At 39.1% G+C, this 23,722-nt stretch carries 12 protein-coding genes and 1 pseudogene; 7 read left to right on the forward strand and 6 right to left on the reverse strand.

The genetic code is table 11. The features are described from left to right. Positions 1–5: 5 nt before the first annotated feature. The 5 genes from RWZ99_RS05935 to RWZ99_RS05955 all read left to right on the forward strand — a co-directional run bounded on the left by RWZ99_RS05935 (position 6) and on the right by RWZ99_RS05955 (position 4,671). Positions 6–569, forward strand: a complete 564-nt coding sequence (locus RWZ99_RS05935) for a sugar O-acetyltransferase (RefSeq protein ID WP_314677071.1) — start codon at positions 6–8, stop codon at positions 567–569. A 152-nt stretch (positions 570–721) separates the two neighbouring features. Next, positions 722–1,132, forward strand: coding sequence for a MarR family winged helix-turn-helix transcriptional regulator (locus tag RWZ99_RS05940; RefSeq protein WP_314677058.1), 411 nt, complete (start codon positions 722–724; stop codon positions 1,130–1,132). Positions 1,133–1,157: 25 nt separating this feature from the next. After that, the gene (locus RWZ99_RS05945; RefSeq protein WP_314677059.1) at positions 1,158–2,543 is read left to right on the forward strand and encodes an MFS transporter; all 1,386 of its coding nucleotides are present in this window, start codon (positions 1,158–1,160) and stop codon (positions 2,541–2,543) included. 166 nt (positions 2,544–2,709) lie between these two features. Then, entirely contained in the window at positions 2,710–3,468 is a 759-nt protein-coding gene (locus RWZ99_RS05950) for a CPBP family intramembrane glutamic endopeptidase (RefSeq protein ID WP_314677060.1), read from the forward strand. Between the two features lie 189 nt (positions 3,469–3,657). Continuing rightward, positions 3,658–4,671 (forward strand): hypothetical protein, encoded by a 1,014-nt coding sequence (locus RWZ99_RS05955; RefSeq protein WP_314677061.1) that lies wholly within the window; start codon positions 3,658–3,660, stop codon positions 4,669–4,671. A gap of 107 nt (positions 4,672–4,778) precedes the next feature. On the opposite strand, the gene RWZ99_RS05960 is transcribed toward RWZ99_RS05955, so the two are convergent. The 5 genes from RWZ99_RS05960 to RWZ99_RS05980 form a co-directional block, all read right to left on the reverse strand. Continuing rightward, entirely contained in the window at positions 4,779–7,655 is a 2,877-nt protein-coding gene (locus RWZ99_RS05960) for a glucosyl transferase (RefSeq protein WP_314677062.1), read from the reverse strand. 284 nt (positions 7,656–7,939) lie between these two features. After that, complete coding sequence (locus tag RWZ99_RS05965; RefSeq protein WP_314677063.1) at positions 7,940–11,032, reverse strand: hypothetical protein; 3,093 nt, start codon at positions 11,030–11,032, stop codon at positions 7,940–7,942. 249 nt (positions 11,033–11,281) lie between these two features. Further along, a complete protein-coding gene (locus RWZ99_RS05970) occupies positions 11,282–13,543 on the reverse strand; it encodes a glucosyl transferase (RefSeq protein WP_314677065.1) in 2,262 nt (753 codons plus the stop codon). 264 nt (positions 13,544–13,807) lie between these two features. Then, positions 13,808–16,573: a KxYKxGKxW signal peptide domain-containing protein gene (locus tag RWZ99_RS05975; protein ID WP_314677066.1), complete on the reverse strand. Its 2,766-nt coding sequence runs from the start codon at positions 16,571–16,573 to the stop codon at positions 13,808–13,810. A 317-nt stretch (positions 16,574–16,890) separates the two neighbouring features. After that, positions 16,891–20,160: a KxYKxGKxW signal peptide domain-containing protein gene (locus tag RWZ99_RS05980; protein ID WP_314677068.1), complete on the reverse strand. Its 3,270-nt coding sequence runs from the start codon at positions 20,158–20,160 to the stop codon at positions 16,891–16,893. Positions 20,161–20,495: 335 nt separating this feature from the next. On the opposite strand from RWZ99_RS05980, the pseudogene RWZ99_RS05985 reads away from it, so the two are divergent. Next, positions 20,496–20,735: pseudogene (locus RWZ99_RS05985) on the forward strand (pyridoxal 5'-phosphate synthase glutaminase subunit PdxT); the annotation flags it as partial. A gap of 247 nt (positions 20,736–20,982) precedes the next feature. Here the strand turns inward: RWZ99_RS05985 and RWZ99_RS05990 are convergent. Then, complete coding sequence (locus RWZ99_RS05990; protein WP_314677069.1) at positions 20,983–22,314, reverse strand: cell wall-binding protein; 1,332 nt, start codon at positions 22,312–22,314, stop codon at positions 20,983–20,985. A gap of 531 nt (positions 22,315–22,845) precedes the next feature. Between RWZ99_RS05990 and RWZ99_RS05995 the strand changes: the two genes are divergently transcribed. Further along, a partial coding sequence (locus RWZ99_RS05995; protein ID WP_314677070.1) for a KxYKxGKxW signal peptide domain-containing protein occupies positions 22,846–23,722 on the forward strand: 877 nt, incomplete at its 3' end.

The following is a 23,722-nucleotide window of genomic DNA, read 5'->3' on the forward strand; positions in this document are numbered from 1 at the left end:
ATGCCATGCCGACAGAATATGAAAAAATGATTGCGGGTGAGTTTTATAAACCTAGCGACCCTGAGTTGCGTGCCCTAGCAGCTAAATCTAGAGAAAAGCAAATGGCCTTTAATGCGGAACCTGACCGTCTCAAGAGGGCTGAAATTGTTAAATCGTGGTTTGGGTCTACTGGGGAAAATATTGCTATGAAACCTCAGTTCGTTACGGATTACGGTGTTAATATTCATCTGGGTGAAAATTTTTACTCTAACTGGAACTTGACTATGCTGGACATCTGTCCTATTACGATTGGGGAGAATGCCATGATTGGTCCCAATTGTCAGTTTTTGACGCCCTTACATCCGCTTGATCCAATTGAACGCAATTCAGGCATTGAATACGGTGCTCCAATAACCATTGGTGATAACTTCTGGGCTGGTGGAGGCGTGACTATTCTTCCAGGAGTTACATTGGGGAATAATGTAGTAGCTGGAGCAGGAGCCGTCGTGACCAAGTCCTTTGGTGACAATGTGGTTCTAGGCGGGAATCCAGCGCGTGTTATCAAGGAAATTCCTGTAAAGAAAGACTAAATAAAGCAACTCAAGGATTTAAGCCCTTGAGTTTTTTTGAAATCTATTGAAAGTTGAATTGGAAATCCCTTGAAAAGTTATTGACATTACCTTCTAAAACGCTTATACTAAATAACGCTAGTTAGCTAACAATATAGTTAAGGAGTTATTTTTTGGACCATTTTGGACGCTTGTTGAAGCAAGCCAATAACAATATGATGCGCCACTTTGATCAGTTTGCCCAACAATATGATCTGACGGGAAATCAGATGGCCATTATCGATTTTATAATTAATCATGCTAAGCATGAGGTGTTTCAACGTGACATTGAGCACGAATTTGACATTCAAAGGTCTACAACAACAGTTCTCTTACAGCGTATGGAGAAAAAAGGTCTTATCGAACGCCATACCTCATCGAAAGACGCTAGGCAAAAAGCAGTTGTTTTAACGACTAAGGCGGTGAAAATCGCGTCTGCCTGTCAATCCTATCTTCGTAAAGAAGAGGAGGAGTTTGCCCAGCAATTTTCAGCTGAAGAGAGAGAAATCTTTCTCAAAATCTTACAACATTATCGTAATCTTTAAGTTTATCTAGGAGGAATAAATACTCATGTCAGAAGAAAAAATCTCCACCAAGGTCCTGTGTGCCATCTTTGCGACAGGCATCCTTTCTTTTTGTGGAGTGGCTGGTGAAACAGCTATGAACATTACCTTTCCTGTATTGATGAAGGCATTTTCGGTTAATACGTCAACAGTACAGTGGGTTACAACCATCTACCTGCTAGTGGTTGCTTGTGTGGTTCCCTTATCTGCCTATCTCAAGCGTTCATTTAAGATGAAAACCATCTTTCTTATCGCAAACCTTTTGTCTATCTTAGGTGTCCTCATCGACTTTATGGCTCCTAGTTTTGGTCTTGTCGTTCTGGGGCGTTTAGTTCAGGGGATGGGTGTTGGTTTTGCCCTACCTCTCATGTTTAACATCATTTTGGAGCAGGTGCCAAGTCGTAAGATTGGCCTCATGATGGGAGTTGGTACACTGATTACAGCTGTCGCTCCAGCCATTGGTCCGACTGTTGGTGGAATTCTGACTGCACATTTTGGTTGGCGTTCCATCTTTTTAGTTCAGTTACCTATTTTACTAGCTTCTCTCATTGTGGGGATTCGTTCCATTGAGCAAAAGAGTGAGGTTAAACGTGAATCTTTAGATATCCTCAGTCTACTGGCTACCATCTTTCTTTTCTTGGGCTTGATTCTAGGCCTTCATGGGATTGCTGATCATGCTTTCTTCAGTTTCTCAGTCTTAGGATGGCTTTTGATTGGTAGCTTAGGTCTTGTCATTTTGATTTGGCGTTCAATTAAATTGGACAATCCCATTATCAATCTATCAATTTTGAAAAATCGTAAACTGACCGGTCATATCGTCGCTTTCTTTTCTTTTCAACTGGGATCCCTTGCGATGAGTTTCCTCTTGCCAAACTATGTTCAGTTGGTTAACCACTCAAATACCACTTTTGCAGCTTTAATGTTGCTTCCAGGTGCTATTATTGGTGCAGGATTTGCACCATTCTCGGGTATCATTTTGGATAAGATGGGGGCACGTAAACCGATTCTGATTGGAGCAATCCTTATCGTACTTGCTCAGTTGCTATTTAGCTTGTTTGGTCTTTCTCTTTCAAATACTTTAATCCTCGTCTTTTACATGATTTTTATGACGGGGCTTGGAGTTGCTTTTGGTAATGTCATGACCAATGGACAGAAACAATTGTCACTTGATCAACGCGCTGATGCCAATGCCATTTTTAACACGCTCCAACAATTTGCAGGAGCAGTGGGAACAACACTAGCATCTTTAATTGTTGCTATGAGTCAAGCAAATCACAAGATTGATTTTGCGCAAGCAACAGCACAAGGAAGTCGAAAAGGCTTTATGGTCCTATTTGCTCTAGCTATTTTCCAACTCCTTGTCTTATTTAGTGTTGTTAAAAAGAACGATTAATCATTAAATTGAAGCAAAGGAAACGTGCTTTCCCTTGCTTTTTTCTTTCCTTAAGCTAATTACTAATTTACTGCAAATTTTAGTGAAATTTTAAGTTTTTTTACTTAAAATTGACTTAAAGAATAAAACAGTCTTCAATGAAGATGATAGAAAGGAAGGAGAGACTATGTCTTTACTAAAGAAAATTCGTCCCGAGCAACCACTCAAGGAATTGAGATGGTTTGACATCATTATTGTTACACTCATTATGTTTGGTCAGTTTATTGTCCGTTCGACCCAAATATATTTGGCAAGTTTGGCTCCAAGTGTTTCCACAGCAATCAGTGAGACATCAACAAATACAGCTAGTGAAGGAGCAGCCTACTCAAGTAATTTCAACTTACAGGTTATTCTCCTAACCTTAGCGATTATTTATCTTTGGATTCGTCATTTTGACTTTAAACAATTACCTATACGCCTAAAGTGGTCTGTTCTCTTTTGGGTACCCTTTATTTTCGCTATTATGGGTCTCTTCGCCGATATGGTTAGTACCTTGTCAGGCCAGTATAATTACTTTAGTCCTCAAGTTTTAGCTTTTGTTAGCCCTATGGCCGTGCTTAATAAGTTTCTGGCTCTCTCACCTATGGCTATTGCCTACGGACTGCTCAACGGTTTCTACGAGGAATTTTTCTTCCTAGGACTTTTGACCTCAGTTAAGGACAAGTATAAGTGGTGGGTCTTGCTCTTTTCAACCCTTGTCCGTGTGTCCTTCCATACCTATCAGGGCATGCTGTGGGCTCTGGTTATCGGTGTGGTCTTTGGTCTACTCTATTATTTCCTTTATAAATATAAGGTCAAAAACCTCCTTCCATTCTTCCTAGTCCATGCCTTGGCTGATATGTTTGGCTCGAGTCTCATTTATCTCTTGGTAAACTGGAATTATTAGTAAAACAACTCCCCTCGTTGCGTGTACGAGGGGAGTTTTAAGGTTGATTTCTAGTTGAGATATTAAAATGCCATTGTAGTAATAGTTAGACAATGAGAGTCTGATTAAAAATTAATTTTTAATTTTGTTAAAAATATGAGATAATAGATTCGGACTAATTTTAAACAGCAATTTTAGAGGGAGACAATTATGTCAAAACGACTATTATCGGATGATCCGAATGCCTCCAAACCCCTTAAGGAGCTTTTCTGGGAAAATGCGGAAAAAGCTCGTATTGGGGAGTTTTGGAAAGATAAAAAGAGTTACAGAGAGCTTTCAGAAGCGACAGGAATTCCTTCGGGAAGCCTTAGGATGCTTTTTATGAACAAGCCCAAGGGAAATATCCCAAAAATTGTAACGATTACTAACGGTCTGGCCAAGGTTACTGGGAAAAATATCACACTTGGCATGCTTTTATCTCAAGACAACCAGCATGAAGTTTTTGAGTTTCCAAGAAATCCTGATCAGGTCACGCAAAACTTGTGGAACAATATTCGTAAGAAGCTAGAGATTACGGAAGATATGGATGAGGACCAAGTCAGAGAACGCATGACAGCCTTTGTGGTATCATCTGGCATGGCTCAAACCAACTATAATTTAATCAATCAAACAGGAACGGTTTCGCTTGATACTTTGGAAAAATTCTCCAAAAGACTTAGAGTCGAGCCTTACGAATTATTGGCTACTATAAGATGTAGAGAGACTGTTGATAAGGTTGAAGTTCCTATTACTAAGGAAAATGACAGCGACTCTTACATTGATATTGGAAAGCTCAATACTTTCATTAAATCACAACCTTACTCTCCCAACGGTCAAGAGGTGGCATCTGCAGACTTAAGCCCACAGAATCTTTATCATTATTATGCAAAGGGAAATATCGGAGATATGCCCATAAAAACAGCCTATAAGTTTAAAAGACTAGTGGATATCTATGAAGCAGAATATGGTAATCTTGAACCTTCAAGCAGAGTATTAGATGTCAAGGAACTGGAAAAATTCCTCTATAGTGGCATGATTACCGGTTATGCCATTTCTAAAACAGGGTTGATGAATGCAACCAATGGTAATCTCTATATCAAGGGCAAACGTCCTATCGAATCCATGCAACTGGATCGTGCTCACGGTCTATATAAACATTTAAAAAGATTAAAAAAGGACCAATAATTCTTTACCTAACAAAGAGCCCAAATCAAACTATTGATTTGGGCTTTTTGTTTGTTTTTTATCTGTATGACGAATGAGAATCATTTTAGTCGATTTTCGGACTTATTTTACAATTGTTTCACACGTCCATTTTCATCAAAATGATAAGTCACACCTTTGATGGTACGTGTTTGGTTGGTGACGAGTTCACCAGAGTTTTCATCGTAGTAACGAGTTCCCTTGTAGTCTGTAACGAAATCACCCTTCACTTGTTTACCTTCATAATCAAAGTAGAGGTGTTGACCATTGATAACTTGATCAAAGAGAAGAGCCTTTCCATCGTTACCAAAGTAGTACCAGTTGCCCTTCCAATTAATGAATTGATTAGTTACAGCAGCACCAGTTTCAGCATCGAAGTAGTAGGTTGGATTGTTTTCTGCTCTGCTAGGAAAAGAAATATAAAACTTAGGTCTAGCTAATTTTCCACGAACTTGTTCGTGTGTTTCGTATTTGTTCATTGGATTGTTAGTGAAATAGTAAAGCTTACCATCAATTTCTTTAAAACCTGCGACTTTTTCACCGTTTTCTAGGTAGAACCAACTACCACGAGAGTTAACAAAACCAGTTTTTTCTACAGCTTCGCCAGTTTCGTCATCATAGTAAGGTGGTCTTTGATATATGTTAAAGGAACCACGAAGAACCTTTCCGTTTTGCACAACATAGTAATCTTTACCACCAACATTTATACTTCCAGTTCGACCTTTACTGCTAATGTAGTATAAATCATTGCCAATCTTTATAAACTGATCACGAGGGAGCTCTTTCCGTGCGCCAGTATCTTTATCGTAGTAGTAACCATTAAGAACAGTATCTTTAGCTTGTACACCATTATAGTCAAAGTAAACGTCTACCCCATCGATGGTTTGTGAGCCTTTAAGGATATTACCTTCTGCATCTGCATAGTACCATTTACCATTATGGTTGAAGTATTGATTTTTTACAAGAGCACCGGAGTCTTTATCATAATATCTCATAGGAGTACCAGATAGATAATATTTTTCTTTTATGACTAATTTACCATCTTTGTCAGTAAAGCCCCCTTTAATTTGTTGCCCTGTTTTAGTATCAAAATGGACTTGAACCCCATCGATGGTCTGTTCGCCTTTGAGAATCTTACCTTCAGCATTGACATAGTACCAATTATCGTTAACTTGGACATAACGACTTGTTCCCAAATCTACTTTAGCACCAGAATCTTTGTCGTAGAAGTAACCATCATCACCAAAGACTCCTTTAGCTTGTCTACCCCCATAAGGATCAAAGTATACAGGAACATTATTAATGGTTTGAGAGCCTTTGAGGGGCTTTCCGTCATTTCCAACATAGTACCAGTCTTTACCAACTTGGACATAGCTATTGGTTACGAGAGCACCAGTGACCCCATCGTAGTATTTATCGTTTCTTGCGAAATTTCCTTTAACTTGAGCACCAGTTTCTTTATCAAAGAAGTATTCAATGTTGTCGATGACTGTTGCCCCTTTGATAGCTTTACTATCAGCTCCAATAAAGTAGGTTTTGTCTTTAACTGTTACGAAACGATTAGTAACTAGATTTCCAGAGTCTTTATCATGAAATTGTTTGTTGTAGTCAAAATCTCCTTTCACTTGGATACCGTTGTAGCCAAAGTAGACATGAGCACCATCAATAGTTTGTTTACCGGTCAAGATTTTTCCATCGTTACCGACGTAGTACCAGTTACCTTTGATTTGAACATAACGATTGGCACCAAGATCAACACGATTACCGTCCTGATCGTAAAAGTAACCATCATTACCAAAATTGTCGAAGACTTGTCTTCCATCATATGCAAAGTAAACCTGTTTACCATTTATAGTTTTAGCACCTTTTACACGAACACCCTGATCATCCACATAGTAGCGTTCATTTTGGTGGGTATAGTTATCGTAGGCAATAACATAGTTATTAGTGACTAGTGCACCAGAATCTTTGTCGTAATAATGTTCCTTATTGTCAGTATCATTTCTAACAAAATACCCTTTAACTTGAACGCCGCTTTGATAAAAGTAAACCTTAACGCCATCAATAGTTTGCTCACCTTTTAAGATAGCACCGTCCTTACCGGCGTAAAACCAATAATCACCAAGTTGAAAATAACGGTTTGTCCCGAAATCAACTTGTTTTCCGTCCTTGTCGTAATAACGGCCATCAGAAGCAAATCTATTCCTAACTTGTTCACCGTAGTCGTCAAAATAATTCCATTCTCCATTAATTTCTTTGGGACCGATTACTTTATTGCCATTTTCATCTAGGTAATATCTGCTACTGTAACTATCAATGAATTTATTAGTAACAAGAGCACCAGAGTCTTTGTCATAATAGTGACCGTCCCAGGCAAATTCCCCTTTAACCTGAACACCGCCTGTATTGAAGTAGACCTTAACGCCATCAATAGTTTGTGGTCCAGTCAAATCTTTACCACTAGCATCTTTGTAATGCCAGTAGCCATACTTATCACTGTAGTATTGACCACCGGTAACATTGGTTTCACTATTGGTATCTGCGGTTGCTGTTGCAGTCTCACCGGAAGCTCGGTCTGTAGTTATAGCTTCGCGTGTTTGGCCTGAGGCTGATTCTGCAGGTACTTGACTTTCGCTTGCAGTTGTTGAAGCTGTTTCACTGGCAGTTTCAGAACTTGCTGTAGAAGTTGTGGCTTGTTCTGAGACATTTGTAGTGCTTTCAGTGCTAGCTACATTTCCAGTAGTAGCAGGAGCTTCAACAACCTTAGTTTCGACGAGGTCTGCCGTAGTTTCCACATTGGTTGTGGTAGCAGCAGTCACATCAAGATTTGATGCGTTGTCGGCTTTAGCTTCCTCAGCGAAGGCAGGTTTTGCGATAAAGGCAAAACTTGCAAGTGCAGTTGCACATGAGAATGCAATCAGACGTTTTGTGGACTTAGGTCCAGTAAAATTAGAATGTACTTTCATAATTTTTCCTCCTTTTTCCTAAGTCCTATTATAGCGCTATTTTAGATAGGTTCAAGGAAAATAAGAAAACGATTACATTAAAAAGTGATTAACAAGGTAAATTTCACAATTTTAGCAGTCACAAGAGTTTAAAAAAACAAAAAAATCCAAGGCCTGTGCCCTGGATTTAGGAGATTATGAAAAAGAAAAGTTTTAGGATGGTTATAGTATATAAAGAAAAGCCTAAAGTTTTCTTAAAGTAGAAAGTGGATTTCCTTTTTCAAAATGAGCACTGCTCACTTACACTAATTGAGGAGTTTTCCATTTCCCTCAGCATCAAATTGGTAGGTCTTACCTTTGATAGTGAGGGTAGTGTTCTCAGTACGTGCACCATTGTTAGGATCATAGTAATGAAGTTTGTCGTTTACAGTGACTAGTTCCCCTTTAGCTTGTTTGCCGTCTCTATGGAAATAGACATGAGCCCCGTCAATGGTTTGTTCACCCGTTAGTGCATACCAATTAGGTCCAAAGTAATACCAGTTACCTTCAACCTCTTTATATTGGTTTTTTATAGCGGTAGCTGTTTCCTTATCAAAGTAATAGATATGGCTACCATTAGGAATAAGTGATGGGAAATAGTCTTCAGTTAAGCCATTCGCTCTAACCAATCCATCAGCATATTTATTTGTCGGAGCATCAAACATATAAAGTTCTCCGTTGATAATGTGAAGCCCGAATGGAACGTGACCAGAAGCGGTAATGTAATATCTATTACCGTTTTTAGCCTCAACGAATTGAGGTCCTTTGACTTCTTTGTTGTTCAAATCATAGAATGAAGAGTAGCCATAAGGATGTAGAAATTCTCCTTTAGCAAGGTGCGGATCTGCACCATACGTAAAGACATACTCTTTACCATTGATAGTTCGAACTCCCCCTTCTCTTAGTCTTTTGCCTTTAGCATCAACATAATAAGTTTTGCCATTCAATTCAACAAATTGTTCCTTAAGGCGGGCACCACTATCTTTATCGTAAAATGAATCGTTTTCAGCAAAGTTCCCTTTAACCTGCTTACCAGTGCTATCGAAGTAGACCTCAACACCGTCAATGACTTGTTCACCAGTAAGACTTTTGCCGTCATTACCAATAAAATACCAATTATTATTTATATTTTGATAATGATTTTTTCCTAAGTCTACTCGGTCTCCTGAATTTTTACTGTAATAGTAGCCATCCGAACCGAATTCGCCTTTAATCTGTTTACCGTTTGAGTCAAAGAAAACATTATGCCCATCAACGACCTGAGCACCTTTAAGAGCAGTACCGTCAGCACCAATTCGATACCAATTGTTATCGAAGTTAACATAACGATTGGTTACCCGCACTCCTGAATTTTCATCGTAGTATACCCCATTTTCAGCAAAGTTTCCCTTAACTTGCTTGCCATCTTTACCAAAGTAAAGACTGTTGCCATCAATGACTTGTTCACCTTTTACAATTTTACCTTCATTATTAAGATAGTACCAGTCACCATTCACTTGAACAAACTGATTATTGCCAAGATTAACGCGTGCACCCGAATCTTTATCATAATAGAAACCGTCATCTGCGAAAATCCCTTTAGCTTGAACCCCATCTTTGTCAAAGAATACAGTTACGCCGTTAATGACCTGTTCCCCTTTGAGAGCTTTAGAATCTGAACCGATATAGAACCATTTATCTTTATTATTTTTGGTCTCATATGTGTTACTCTGGTCATTGATTTGAACATAACGATTAGTGACAGGTTCTCCCGTAACTGCATCATAAAAAAGTCCATTAGGAGCGAAATTTCCCTTAACTTGGATACCGTATTCACCGAAGTTGAGGTGTTTACCATTAATAATTTGTTCTCCCTTGATTCTATTGCCTTCGTCATCGAGGTAATAAATAAGGGTTCCTGATGGTTGCTCTAAGGAGACAAAGCTATTTTTGACGAGTGCTCCAGTGTCTTTATCATAATAAAAACCATCGTACCCAAAGTCTCCTTTGGCTTGGTGTCCTCTATAGTTAAAGTAGACACGAATGCCGTCAATAACTTGTGGACCGGTCACCACTTTCCCGTCAGACCCAAGATAATACCAATGGGTCTCTAAAGTTGGAGCCATAGAACCGTTAGATTCGTACCGTGTTAATTGGATGTAACGGTTTGTCACGAGTTCACCGGTATCCTTGTCATAGAATTGGCCGTTAGAATTAAAATCCCCTTTTATTTGATATCCGTAATAAGGGGTAAAGTAAACTTTTACACCATCAATGACTTGTTCACCTTTGAGGTTCTTTCCGTCTTCATCAACATAGAACCAATGGTTATCAATGAACACGTAGTGTTTTTTTCCTAAATCAACTAAATTACCATCTTGATCATAGAAACGCCCATTTTCAGCAAACCTATTACGCACCTGTCTCCCATCATACTGATCGAAATAGACAGATTTTCCATTGATGACTTGTTCACCCTTTACTTTGTCTCCATTTTTATCAACATAGAAAGGAAAGATAGTGTTGTTATAATTGTATGTAGTGCTAAAAACGTAGCTATCGGTTACAAGGTTACCGTCTTTATCATAGAAGTGCCCATTATTAGCAAATTCGTCTCGAACTTGAAGGCCGTTAGAATCATTGAAATAAACTTGTTTTCCTTGAATGGTTTGTGCACCTTTTAATGGTTTACCATTTTTATCGACATAGTAAACACCACCAAGATGATTAATATAACGATCAGTTACAAGAGCACCAGAATCAGCATCGTAATATTGGTTATCACTTGAAAAATTCCCCTTGACTTGTATGCCACTTTTATCGAAATAAACGTTGACCCCATCGATTTTCTGTGTACCAGTTAGGATTTTACCATTCGCATCTTTGTAATACCAGTTACCAAGGCTATCACTGTAATAGTGACCACCAGTGACATTGGTTTCACTATTGGTATCTGTGGTTGCTGTTGCAGTCTCACTGGCAGCTCGGGCTGTGGTTACAGCCTCTCGTGTTTGGCCTGAGGCCGATTCTACAGATGTCTGACTTTCACTGGCAGTTGTTGAAGCTGTTTCACTTGCAGCTTCAGAGCTTACTGTAGAAGTTGTGGCTTGTTCTGAGACATTTGTAGTGCTTTCATTGCTGGCTACATTTTCAGTAGTAGCAGGAGTTTCAATAACCTTTGTTTCGACTAGGTCAGCGGTAGTTTCCACATTGGCAGTGGTAGCAGCAGTCACATCAAGGTTTGATGCGTTGTCGGCTTTAGCTTCCTCAGCGAAGGCAGGTCTTGCGATAAAGGCAAAACTTGCAAGTGCAGTTGCACATGAGAATGCAATCAGACGTTTTGTGGACTTAGGTCCAGTAAAATTAGAATGTACTTTCATAATTTTTCCTCCTTTTTCCTAAGTCCTATTATAGCGCTATTTCAGAGAGTTTCAAGGAAAATGAGAAAACGATTACAATAAAAAGTGAGTGAAAGGGAAATGTCACTATTTTAGCAGTCGTAGGAGTTTAGAAACACAAAAAAATCCAGGACCTGAGCCCTAGATTTAGGAGATTATGAAAAAGAAAAGTTTTAGGATGGTTATAGTATATAAAGCAAAGCCTAAAGTTTTCTTAAAGTAAGTGATGTCTTAAACTTTAGTCGCATTACCGTTTTCATCAAAGTGGTATGTTACCCCCTTGATGGTACGTGTTTGGTTGGTGACGAGTTCACCAGAGTTTACATCGTAGTAGTGACCATCTGGTGCAAAAGCGCCTTTGACTTGTCTACCATGATTTGTATCGAAGTAAAGGTTTTGACCATTAATTTTAACGGCACCAGTAGCGGCTGCACCATCGCCGTAGAAATAGTGCCAAGCTCCTTCAGTAAAGACAAAACGATTTTTGGCAGCTTTACCAAATTGATCGAAGTAGTAGATTTTACCATCGATGTAATTAATACGATCTTGCCACATATCACCTAGTTGGGTGTATTTATAGGCACCTCCTTGACGGAAGTAATATAAATCACCATTGATTTCATGAAGTCCAAGGACTTTGTTACCCTTGTCATTTAGATAATAGGTCAAGCCATTAATATCTTTAACAAACCCAGCTTTGGTTACTTTGCGACCATTATCTTTATCGTAATAGTACTCAGGCATATATACGCCATCTCGTGCAAATGCCCCTTTGATTTGTGTTCCTTCATAGCGACTGAAGATGACTTCGTGACCGTCAATAGTATGAGCACCCTTTAAAGTATTGCCATTTTTATCAACGTAGTACCAAGATTTGTTGTATTCGATATAACGATTGGTCGCGAGTTCTCCAGAATCTGGATCGAAGTAGTGAACAAGGTTATTACGGGCATTGGTATAGGCCCCTTTAACCTGTTGACCGTTGTCGCGGAAGAATACCTTTTGTCCATTGATAATTTGAGCTCCAGTAAGGTTGTCTCCGTTTACGTTTTTATAATACCAGTTTCCGTTATCATCGCTATAATAACCATTTGGGTTTGGAGCATCCGTACCTACGCCATTTTTGTCAAATCGATAGGTCATACCATTAATTGTTAGAGTGGTGTTAGAAACACGTGCTCCTGAATCAGGATCATAGTAGCGAAGAATACCATTGTCGAGAACAAGCTCTCCCTTAGCTTGACGCCCATTTTCATAGAGATAGACAATTTGACCGTCTATGTTGACTTCGCCATCTTGAGGACGAATAGCATTACCATCCTCCCCGTAATAATACCATCCGTCAGACTCTTTAATATAGCGATTCTTTACGGCTTGACCAGTAATTGAGTCAAAAAAGTAGCGACGGGTGATTTTAGTAGGATTACCATAACCATAACTATTACCGCGTGGAGAATTTTTTCCCTCCTCAAGAGAGATGCTAATTCCTTTTTGTAGAGAGCCAATATAGACAGGGGTAGTAGCATCATATATTTTGAAATAAAAAAGGTTTCCGTCTATCTCACGAACTCCTGTAAACTTAGAGCCATCATTATTGAGGTAGTAGGTTTTTCCTCCTTTGTCGTTGACAAGCCCTTCTTTTCTTACTCTAGCACCAGAGTTAGGGTCGTAATAGAAGGTTTGATCTGGATAACTATAAGATTCTCCGCTAAAGTCACCCTTTACTTGAACGCCTTTATAATCGAAGTAGACTTCTTGACCGTTGATAGTTTGTTCTCCAGTGAGTGGATAACCATTTTCACCTAAATAGTACCAATTACCTTGGTATTCAAGATATCGATTAGTCCATAGTTGCCCAGTATCAACATCGTAGTAACGAATTAGATTATTATTCCAACCGAATAAAGGCCCCTTAACTTGTTGCCCATTACTGCGGAAATAAACATTTTGGCCATCGATAGTCTGTTCGCCTAAGAGGTTTTTCCCATTCGTATCCTTGTAGTACCAATTTCCCTGATTATCACTATAGTAGTGACCACCGGTGACGTTGGTTTCAGCGTTCGAAGTTCCGCTAGCTGAAGCTATCTCACTGGCAGCTCGGTCTGTAGTTATAGCTTCACGTGTTTGAGCTGTAGATGATTCTGCAGAAGCTTGGCTTTCACTAGTAGCTGTAGTAGCTGTCTCACTGGCCACTTCAGAACTTGCAACAGAAGTTGCGGCTTGTTCTGAGACATTTGTAGTGCCATCAGTGCTGGCGGCATTTTCAGTAGTAGCAGGAGCTTCGACAACCTTTGTTTCGACAAGGTCTGCTGTCGTTTCCACATTGGCGGTTGTAGCAGCAGTCGTGTCAGGGTTTGGTAAGCTATCAGCTTTAACCTCTTCAGCGAAGGCAGGTCTTGCGATAAAGGCAAAACTTGCCAGAGCAGTTGCACATGAGAATGCAAGTAGACGTTTTGTGGACTTAGGTCCAGTAAAATTAGAATGTACTTTCATAATTTTTCCTCCTTTTTCCTAAGTCCTATTATAGCGCTATTTCAGAGAGTTTCAAGGAAAATGAGAAAACGATTACAATAAAAAGTGAGTGAAAGGGAAATGTCACTATTTTAGCAGTCGTAGGAGTTTAGAAACACAAAAAAATCCAGGACCTGAGCCCTAGATTTAGGAGATTATGAAAAAGAAAAGTTTTAGGATGGTTATAGTATATAAAGCAAAGCCTAAAGTTTTCTTAAAGTGAGAAAAATATTTTGTCTTTCCCCTTTAATTCACCTTTTCAGTTGCTACACCATTTTCATCAATGACATAAGTTTTACCATCTTTTTCTAGTGTTGCATTGGTTGTGATTGGAGAACCGTAAAGATGTTTCCCTAATGAAGTTGATTTTTCGAAGTGATAGAGCTTACCGTCAATTTCCTTCCAAGTTGGTTGGTAGGAAGAGATTACCTGAGGCTCAAGATAGCAGAGGTAGCCTTCATCAGTGCGGTAGAATCCTGTTCGAACGATTCCATTTTCATCCGAAGCGTATGAGTAATTAGTGTCATTACGCAATAATTCCGCATAAGAACCGAAAAGATAGGTCTTACCATCTATGGTTTCTGTTGTGTTGGCATAGCGATATTGGTTGCTTGGATCTAGGTAATAGGTCTTACCGTCAATTTCTCTCCACCCGGATAATAGTTTTCCTTCTGAATCTGCAAGATATATTTTACCAAATGATTTAGCTGAACCATCAACTAGAAGTTGGCCATCTTGATTGAAGTAATAATAATTTCCGTCAATTAGAAGCAACTCTTCTTTTGCTTGAAGACCATTTTCCTTAAAGTAAACCCGGTGATTATCTAGTGTATACCAGCCAAAAACTTGAGCTCCATTGTTGCCAAAGTAGAGCTTAGAAAAGTAATTGTACGGATAGAATGCATTACGGAGGAGTTCACCATTGTTTTCAGCGAAATAGTAGTACTTCCCATCTATAAGGATACGCTTACCTTTTATTTGCTTACCACTGCCATCAAAGTAGAGTTGGACACCATTAATGGTTTGCCATCCAGTAGCTAATTGGCCCTTATCTTTGAGATAAGTCCAATCGCCATCCTTGTCCTGAGCAAAGGTGTTGCGTAGAGATGATGTGACATGTCCTTCTTCATCAATGTTATAGGTAACGCCACCAAGATCAATGGTACGGTTAGTCCACAAAGCTCCGCTATCTTTATCGAAGTAGTAGGTATCACCATCAATGTCAACCAAAGTCCCTTTTGCTTGCTTACCATTTTTATCAAAGTAGAGCTGAATACCATCAATGGTTTGACGACCTGTTAGGAGTTTACCATTTTTGTCGTAGTAGTACCAGTTCCAAAAATCGTCGCGAATAAATTGATTTTTAGGTGTAACTTCAGTTGAGATTCCCATGTCATCAAAGGAATAGACTTTGTCATCAACTTTCAAAGTTGTATTAGAGACAATAATTGTAGGACGCATACCAGCAGTAGGTTCGACGTAATCCCCATCTGTCAATCGGTAACGTTGCCCATTGATTTCCTCCCATGAAGGCTTAGTGACACTTTTTACTGCTGGTTGGAAGTAGTGGAGTTGACCATCAATACCTCGTTGGAATCCTTTTAAGACAATTCCGTTTTCATCAGTGCCATAGATTCCATTAAAGATGCCCTCGATTCGATAGACAACGGGTGCAAAGTAGGCTTTAAGGCTATTTTTTTGGACTACACTATTAATGACAAAATAATCTTTATTTTCAAAAGTGATAATACTGTTTAAGACAACTCCATTTTCAGTAAAAATGTATTCCTTACCATCAATAATCTGTCTACCGGTTTGGATGACGCCGTCAGCATCAGTGTGGTAAGTTGTTTTACTAGAGAAAAACATAGAAGGTCTTTCAACGATGCCATACGTGTTCTTAACCAATTGACCGTCATAATCAAACAAATATTTCTTCCCATCAATGGTTACGACATCATTTTGAGCTCTCAGGCCGTCTGATTGGAAGTAGTAGCGTTTGTTATCGATTGTATGCCAACCTGTAACGGGAGCACCGTCCTCTCCTAGATATTCAAAGAGGTGCGTATACATTGGGTTGGTTCTGTAACTATTAAAGATGATATGTTCATACCATTGATTAGTCATTAAGGCACCATTATGATAGGCAAAATAGTAGTGCTTGCCGTCGATTTCTTGTTTTTGTCCTTTGACTTGTTTGCCGTCTTTATCAAAATAAAGGATGACACCATCAACATTTTGCCAACCAGTCAATTTTTCACCATTAGCAGTGTAATAATACCAATCTTTTTGGTTGTCAGATTGGAAATGGCCACCGGTCACGACTTGGGTAGGTAGTTGTGTTTTTTCGGTTAGGATGCCATCAGCATCTGCTAAATAGGTTTTACCATCTATTTCAATGCTTGTATCAGTTACCTTTCGCCCATTATCTTTATCGTAGTAGTAATCCTTGCCATCAATGGTTACCTTTTCACCTTTTGCTTGGATGCCATTGTCATGGAAGTAGAGGTTGAAGCTGTCGATGGTTTGTGGGCCAGTTAGTTTGTGACCGTCACTGTCTAGATAATACCAGTTACCTTGATCATCTGAGGTGAACTTGCCACCTTGGGAAGGTGTTTCCTGTGAAGTAGTTGCGTTGTCGCTTGTTTCGGATGAGACTTCAGTACTTCTATCAGTAGTAACTCCTTCAACCTTCTTATCAGTTTCACTGGCAGGCTGACTGGCGACATTAGTAGATGTAGTGTCAGTTGAGACTGTCTCACCAGAAGTATTCTCAACAGTAGTGCTTGTTGGAGCCACTTCGGTTCTTGTAATGAGGCTAGCACTTGTCTCAAGATTGCTGTCAGAGATGACATTTTCAGGACAGTTAACAGCAGTCGTTTCTGGTTTGACTTCATCAGCTCCGACTTGTCCTAGTCCAATTAGTGATGCCCCGATAGCCAAACTTGAGGCAACGATTGTGATCCAATGTTTCTTAACTTTATGAAGCTTGAAACGAACTTTGTTTTCCATAATTTTCCCCCTTATTATGGTGATTTGGCATGCTATGTCGTGAAATGATAGACGACATAAAATCAAAATAATTAATTTATGATTATATTTTATCCTTATTTTCTAACAAACTCAATAGAAAACGCATACATAATTATAGTTTCAATTAATACTGCAGTAGTGATGTTTGAGAGAAATTGATGTTTGCGCAAAAAAATCCAGGATCTAGAGTCCTGGATTTAGGAGATTATGAAAAAGAAAAGTTTTAGGATGGTTATAGTATATAAGTTAAATCCTAAAGTTTTCTTAAAGTGGTAGAAATATTTTGTCTTCCCTTTTTAATTCTCTTTCTCAGTAGCCACACCATTTTCATCGATGATATAAGTTTTACCGTCTTTTTCTAGTGTTGCATTGGTTGTGATTGGAGAACCGTATAAATCTTTCCCTAATGAAGTTGATTTTTCAAAGTGATAGAGTTTACCGTCAATTTCCTTCCAAGTTGGTTTGTAGTGAGAAGTTACTCTTGGCTCAAGATAGCAGAGGTAGCCTTTTTCAGTATGGTAGAATCCTGTTCGAACGATTCCATTTTCATCTGAAACGTAACCGTACTGAGTTTTATTACGTAACAATTCTGCGTAAGAACCGAACATATAGGTCTTTCCATCTATAGCTGCTACTCTATTAGAGTAGTAGCTTCTGTTGCTTGGATCTAGGTAATAGGTCTTACCGTCAATCTCTCTCCAACCGGTTAATATTTTTCCTTCTGAATCTGCCAGATATATATTACCAAATGATTTAGCTGAACCATCAATAAGAAGTTGACCATCTCGATTGAAGTAATAATAATTTCCATCAATCAAAAGTAAATCATCCTTTGCTTGTAGACCGTCTTCTTTAAAATAAACACGGTGACCATCTAGTGTGTACCAACCAAAAACTTGTGCTCCATCATTGCCAAAGTATTTAATATATGAATTAAAGGAATGGAATGCATTACGGAGGAGTTCACCACTATCTTTATCGAAATAGTAGTACTTCCCATCTATAAGGATACGCTCACCTTTAATTTGCTTACCACTGCCATCAAAATAGAGTCGGACACCATCAATGGTCTGCCATCCGGTAGCTACTTGGCCCCTATCTTTGAGGTAGGTCCAGTCATCATCTTTATCTTGAACAAAGGTATTTCGAAGTGACGATGTCACACGGCCTTGGTCATCAATTTCGTAAGTCAATCCATTGAGAGTTAGACTACGATTGGTCCACAAAGCTCCGCTATCTTTGTCATAATAGTAAGTATCCCCATCGATATCAATCAAAGTACCTTTGGCTTGTTTACCGTTAGCATCAAAGTAGAGCTGAACACCATCAATGATTTGACGACCAGTTAGGAGCTTACCATCAGCATCGTAGTAGTACCAATTCCAAAAGTCGTCACGAACAAATTGGTTTTTGACCGTAACCTCAGTAGCAACTCCCTCATTATCAATCGTATAGGTCTGGTCATCGACTTTCAAAGTAGTATCTGTAAGGATAATAGTGGTATACATACCAGCATGTCTTTCTTTTAGATACGATTTTGTTAGACGATAGCGCTTGCCATTGATTTCTTTCCATGTAGGTTTATCAACACTTTTTACCTCAGGTTGGAAGTAGTGAAGTTGACCATCTAAGCCTCGTTGGATACCTTCGAGGAGGACACCATTTTCATCAGTTCCGTAGATTCCAGAGAAACTAGTTCCACCCAAAACTGGATTTTTAGAAAAGAAGGCTCCAAAATAGTTCTTTTCTATTTTACTATCTTTGACTAGATAAAGTTTGCTGTCATAACCTATGACACCATCGACAACACGGCCATCTGAAGCAAAGACATACTCTGTTCCATCGATGATTTGTTTACCTGTTAGAACTTCGCCATCTGCATTAGTTCGGTATCTATATTTGAATCTCACTTTAGCCCCTGGCTTATCAACAACGCCGTAAGCATCCTTAACTAATTGTCCCTTTTCAAATAGATAGTTCTTACCATTGATTGAATAGATACCATTAGCAGCATATTGACCGGTATCAGTGAAGTACAAGCGTTCTCCATTAATATCTTGCCATCCAGTCACAGCAGCACCATCATTTCCGAGATAATATGACCGGTAATCTTGTGATGCAGGATTAATTCCACCAAAATTGACTGAGGCCCATTGATTTTTAACCATACGTCCATTGTCTTTATCAAAGTAATAGGTTTTACCATTAATTTGAACGATTTCATTTTTTGCTTGACGCCCGTTCTTATCAAAGTAAAGTTGGTAACCATCAATGGTTTGAAGTCCTTTAACAGCGTGACCCTTTTCATCTCCATAATAAAAATTAACATTTTCAGGGAAGGTGAAATCTACCTTATCCCAAATAAAGGATTTTCGAGCTAGGCGTCCTCCTTCACCAAAGACATAGGTTGTATCTCCTACATTAACCGCTGCATTTTTAAGCAGTTCTCCCTTTTCATCAAAATAGTGAATGAAACCAGCTGCTGTTTTAACGAGACCTGTGGCACGGATGCCATCTCGGTTGAAGTAACTAGTATGGTAAATGTAGTTTGTTTTATACCGTGAGATAATCTGTTTTTCAGACCAATTGCGGTAAGAATTTTTGAGAAGGGCACCGGTGTTTTGATCTAAGTAATATGTTTTTCCATCAACTGTGATTTCTTGACCTTTGAGTTGTTTCCCATCTTTGTCAAAATAGAGTTCAACACCGTCCACATATTGGAAACCAGTCAATTTTTCACCTTGTGAAGTGATATATGACCATTCCCCCTTATCATTAGTTTCAAAATGTCCACCAGTAATGTTTGTAGGCAGTTTGGTTCTCTCTGTCACAACCCCATTCTCATCAATTTGATAATGTTTTCCATCTTTGTCGAGGTAGCAATTGACTAAGAGCATACCAGTATGGTCGTCTAAATAATAGTTCTTTCCATTTACCTCAACAAATTGACCTTTGACCTGTTTTCCATCTTCTTGGAAATAGTATTCGCGATCTTCTACATTATTCCATCCAGTGAGATTTTTTCCGTCTTTGGTGTAGTACCAATTGCCCTGATCGTCGGATGTGAATTTTCCTTGAGTGATAGAGATTTCTTGCCCTGATAATGGATGCTCACTGACTTCAGTGGCCTCTGACTTATTTTCTTTTATATCTTGATTGTTGGTGGCAGGTTCAGCACCTCTATCAGCAGTAGTTGTTTCATTAACTGGAGCTGCCTCAACCTTTTTATTCGTCTCGTTAGCAGGCTGCGTAGTAGTCGTTTCTGTAGGCTGACTAGCCACATTAGTAGATGCAGTATCAGTTGAGACTGTCTCACTAGAAGTATTCTCAACAGTGGTACTCGTTGGAGCTACTTCGGTTCTTGTAATGAGACTAGCACTTGTCTCAAAATTGCTGTCTGAGACGACATTTTCAGGACTATTAACGGCAGTCGTTTCAGGCTTGATTTCATCAGCTCCGACCTGTCCTAGTCCAATTAGTGAAGCTCCTATAGCCAAACTTGAGGCAGCAATTGTAATCCAATGTTTCTTAACTTTATGAAGTTTGAAACTAACTTTGTTTTCCATAAGTTTCCCCCTTATTATGGTGAAATAGCATACCGCATGCTAAAAAATTAAGTTACAATTATATTTTATCCTTGTTTTCTAATGATTTCAATAGAAAACGTATTCAAAAATGAGGCATTGTTATAAAATCTTCTGATATTTGTGATAGTTATAGTCTATAAAGGATTTTTCCTAATTGATTTATTTTTTCGTCTATAAATGTGATTGAAAGTGCAATTGTCCCCATACAGTTTAGAAAATAAACTCTTTTTTTCAAAAATCATCCTGTGTAAAATAATGGTCATAAAAACATATGAGGTGATTGCAATGACAAATCGTTACGACTTAAATAAAAATTTGGCACAGATGCTGACTTTAAGGGAGTTGGTGAGATTCCCATGGTCTTTATTCGTGGACCAATCATTGAAAGCGTTGGACCAGAAGTTGAAGTTTTAGCTCAGGTCAACGGAGCTATCGTGGCAACCAAAGAAAAACAAATGCTTGTCACCTCTTTTCATCCAGAATTAACAGGTGACACAAGGGTCCATGCCTATTTCCTAGAGATGATTAATCAGTCAAAAAAAGAAAAGCTATGAGTCAAATGTCATAATTTTCGTTCACACAAAAAAATCCAGGACCTGGGCCCTGGATTTAGGAGATTATGAAAAAGAAAAGTTTTAGGATGGTTATAGTATATAAAGCAAAGCCTAAAGTTTTCTTAAAGTAGGAGAATATTTATTTGTGAGATAAAAAAGGAAGTCAATTTTGAACGACTTCCTTTTGTGTTGAGCGATTGAAATCATTTTAAACTGTCATTATTGAGAGGGAGTCTCTATAACTACACTAACTAATAAGTGTTCCATTTCCGTCAGCGTCAAATTGGTAGGTCTTACCTTTAATTGTAAGAATGGTGTTTGATACACGGGCCCCAGTATTGGCATCGTAGTAGTGTGGAACACCATTGACGTCGATAAGTTCACCTTTGGCTTGTTTTCCAGATTGATAAAGGTAAACCACTTGACCATCAATAACAGCTTCACCAGATTCTGGGCGGATGGCATTACCATCTTCACCAAAGTAGTACCAATCACCTTGGAGGTAGATATAACGGTTCTTAACAGCCTCACCAGTGTTTTCATCAAAGTAGTAACGCTGTGTTACCTTGTCATTAGTACCAACCCCATAGACAGGTGCATATTTAGAGTTGTTAACAAAGGAAATAGCTTCCCCTTTAACTTGTTTTCCATATTGGATGTATTTTGATGCACCACTAGCAGTGAAGTAGTAGAGCTTGCCGTCAATAGTTTGTAGGCCCATTACCTTGTCACCCTTGTCATCGAGGTAGAACCAGTCGCCGTCTTTACGTTGAACAAAACCTTTGTGAGTAACTTTGTCCCCAGTTTGTCCATCGTAGTAGTTACCATCGGTAGATACTTCTGAGTAGTAGCCTGCAAAGTCACCCTTGATTTGGAAACCGTGATAAGGATGGAAGAAAACTTCCTGTCCGTTAATGGTTTGTGCCCCTGTAAGAGGTTTTCCGTCGTTACCAAGGTAGTACCAGTTACCGCTGAATTCGACATAGCGATTAGTCCAAAGGTCACCAGAATCAACGTCGTAGTAGCGGTCCAAGAAACCATTTGATTTAGCCAGGCCACCTTTAACTTGTTGACCATTCTCACGGAAGTAAACGTTTTGCCCATCGATGGTTTGAGCACCTTTGAGGTTTTCACCGTTGGCATCTTTATAGTACCAGTTGCCTTGGTCATCACTGTAATAGTGGCCAGTTGAAGCACTTGACTCAGTATTAGCGATCTGTGCCTCAACTGCGTTTGTTGTTACAGCAGGTTGATTAGGTGTTTGCTCTTGACTAACAGTTACGGTAGTGAGATTAGTGGCTGAGTCCGTGCTGAGAGTTGCTACCTCTTCTGAAGTATTGGCTGTCGCTTCTGTCGCTGGTGTGGCATCCACAACTTTTGTCTCAACGAGATCAGCTGTTGTCTCGACATTGGCAGTTGTGGCAGTGCTAGCGTCGAGGTTGGCAGTGCTGTCAGCTGTAGCTTCCTCGGCAAGGGCAGGTTTAGCGATAAAGGCAAAACCTGCAAGAGCAGTTGCGCATGAGAGCGCAAGAAGACGATGTTTGGACGTCTGTCCAGTAAAATTAGAATGTACTTTCATAATTTTCCTCCTTTTCCTAAGAATTATTATATCTGAAATCCAGTGGCTTTCCTAGGTTTTTCTGCCAATTTCTAGAAAATTGCAAGAAAATAGAGAACTTTCTGGCAGAAATAAAGAGAATGTATCTATTTTATTTCAAAAAATCTCTAAGAGCTTTAATATTTACTCCTCATAGACAAGAAGCAGTCTTAGTTAGATGAAAAAAGTGGTCTTTCTATCTAAAAATTTCTTTTCAGAATTGTCTTTTTAGGGTTTAGTTTTCTCATAGTCTTGCTATCTCTTAAGGTTACTTGAAGCTCTCTTTAATGTTTAAAAGCCCTTGAAGATAAGTTTTTGAGGGTCTTTGAGAAACGAAAGTTTCCATTCAAAACCTCACATCACATGTAAGTTCTCATTTTTGGTAATCAAAGTTAATAAAACTGGAGAACTGAGCGTAGATTTATGAAAGTAATATGGCTATTTCCTATTTGTAATTTGTCTGAATATATCATAAAGTAGAGAAAACAATAGAAAAAAGGATAATTGAAATAAATGGAAAATAAGGTACGTTTTAAACTACATAAGGTCAAGAAAAGCTGGGTGACCATCGGGGTAACGACCCTCTCCATGGTTGCCTTGGCAGGTGGAAGCCTTCTGTCTCAAGGAAAAGTAGAGGCAGATGAGACAAGCACACCAACTGGTGATGGCTTGCAGCAATTGAGTGAGGATGGTACTGTAAGTTTAGTGACGACAACTGTTACTGAGCAAGCTAGTACTCAAGCTAGTGTCTCAGCAGTAGAAACAGCAGGGACAAGCTATCAGATTGCGACAAGCGCGGTTAGTCAAGAGGTAACTGCTCAAGCACAAACCAGTCAAGAAGTAGCAGTTACGCCACAGACTCTAGTCAGTGCCCAAGAATCACAGCCTGCTGAAAACAACTCACAAACTCAGGCAACAAGTCAGGTAGCTGTTCAAGAAAGAACACAAGCTAGTCCTAGAGTATTGACCAACGCAGCACCATCAATCGCCACACTCGCTGCTGATAGCACTATTCGTATCAATGCCAACCGCAACACTAATATCACAATTACAGCTAGCGGTACGACACCAAATGTGACCATTATCACAGGGCCAAATACGCCTAAGCCAAACGTGACGGTGACAAGTCCAAACGGTACAAGACCAAATGTGACTATTGTGACTCAGCCTAACAAGCCAAATCAACCGTCTCAACCTAACAAGCCAGTTCAACCAAATCAGCCAAGTCTTGACTATAAACCAGTAGCCTCTAACTTAAAGACTATTGATGGCAAGCAGTATTATGTTGAAAATGGCGTCGTGAAAAAGAACACAGCCATTGAGCTTGATGGTCGACTTTATTATTTCGATGAGACTGGAGCTATGGTGGATCAAAGTAAACCTTTGTATC

The organism is uncultured Streptococcus sp. (genome assembly GCF_963545685.1).
Taxonomy (GTDB): Bacteria; Bacillota; Bacilli; order Lactobacillales; family Streptococcaceae; genus Streptococcus.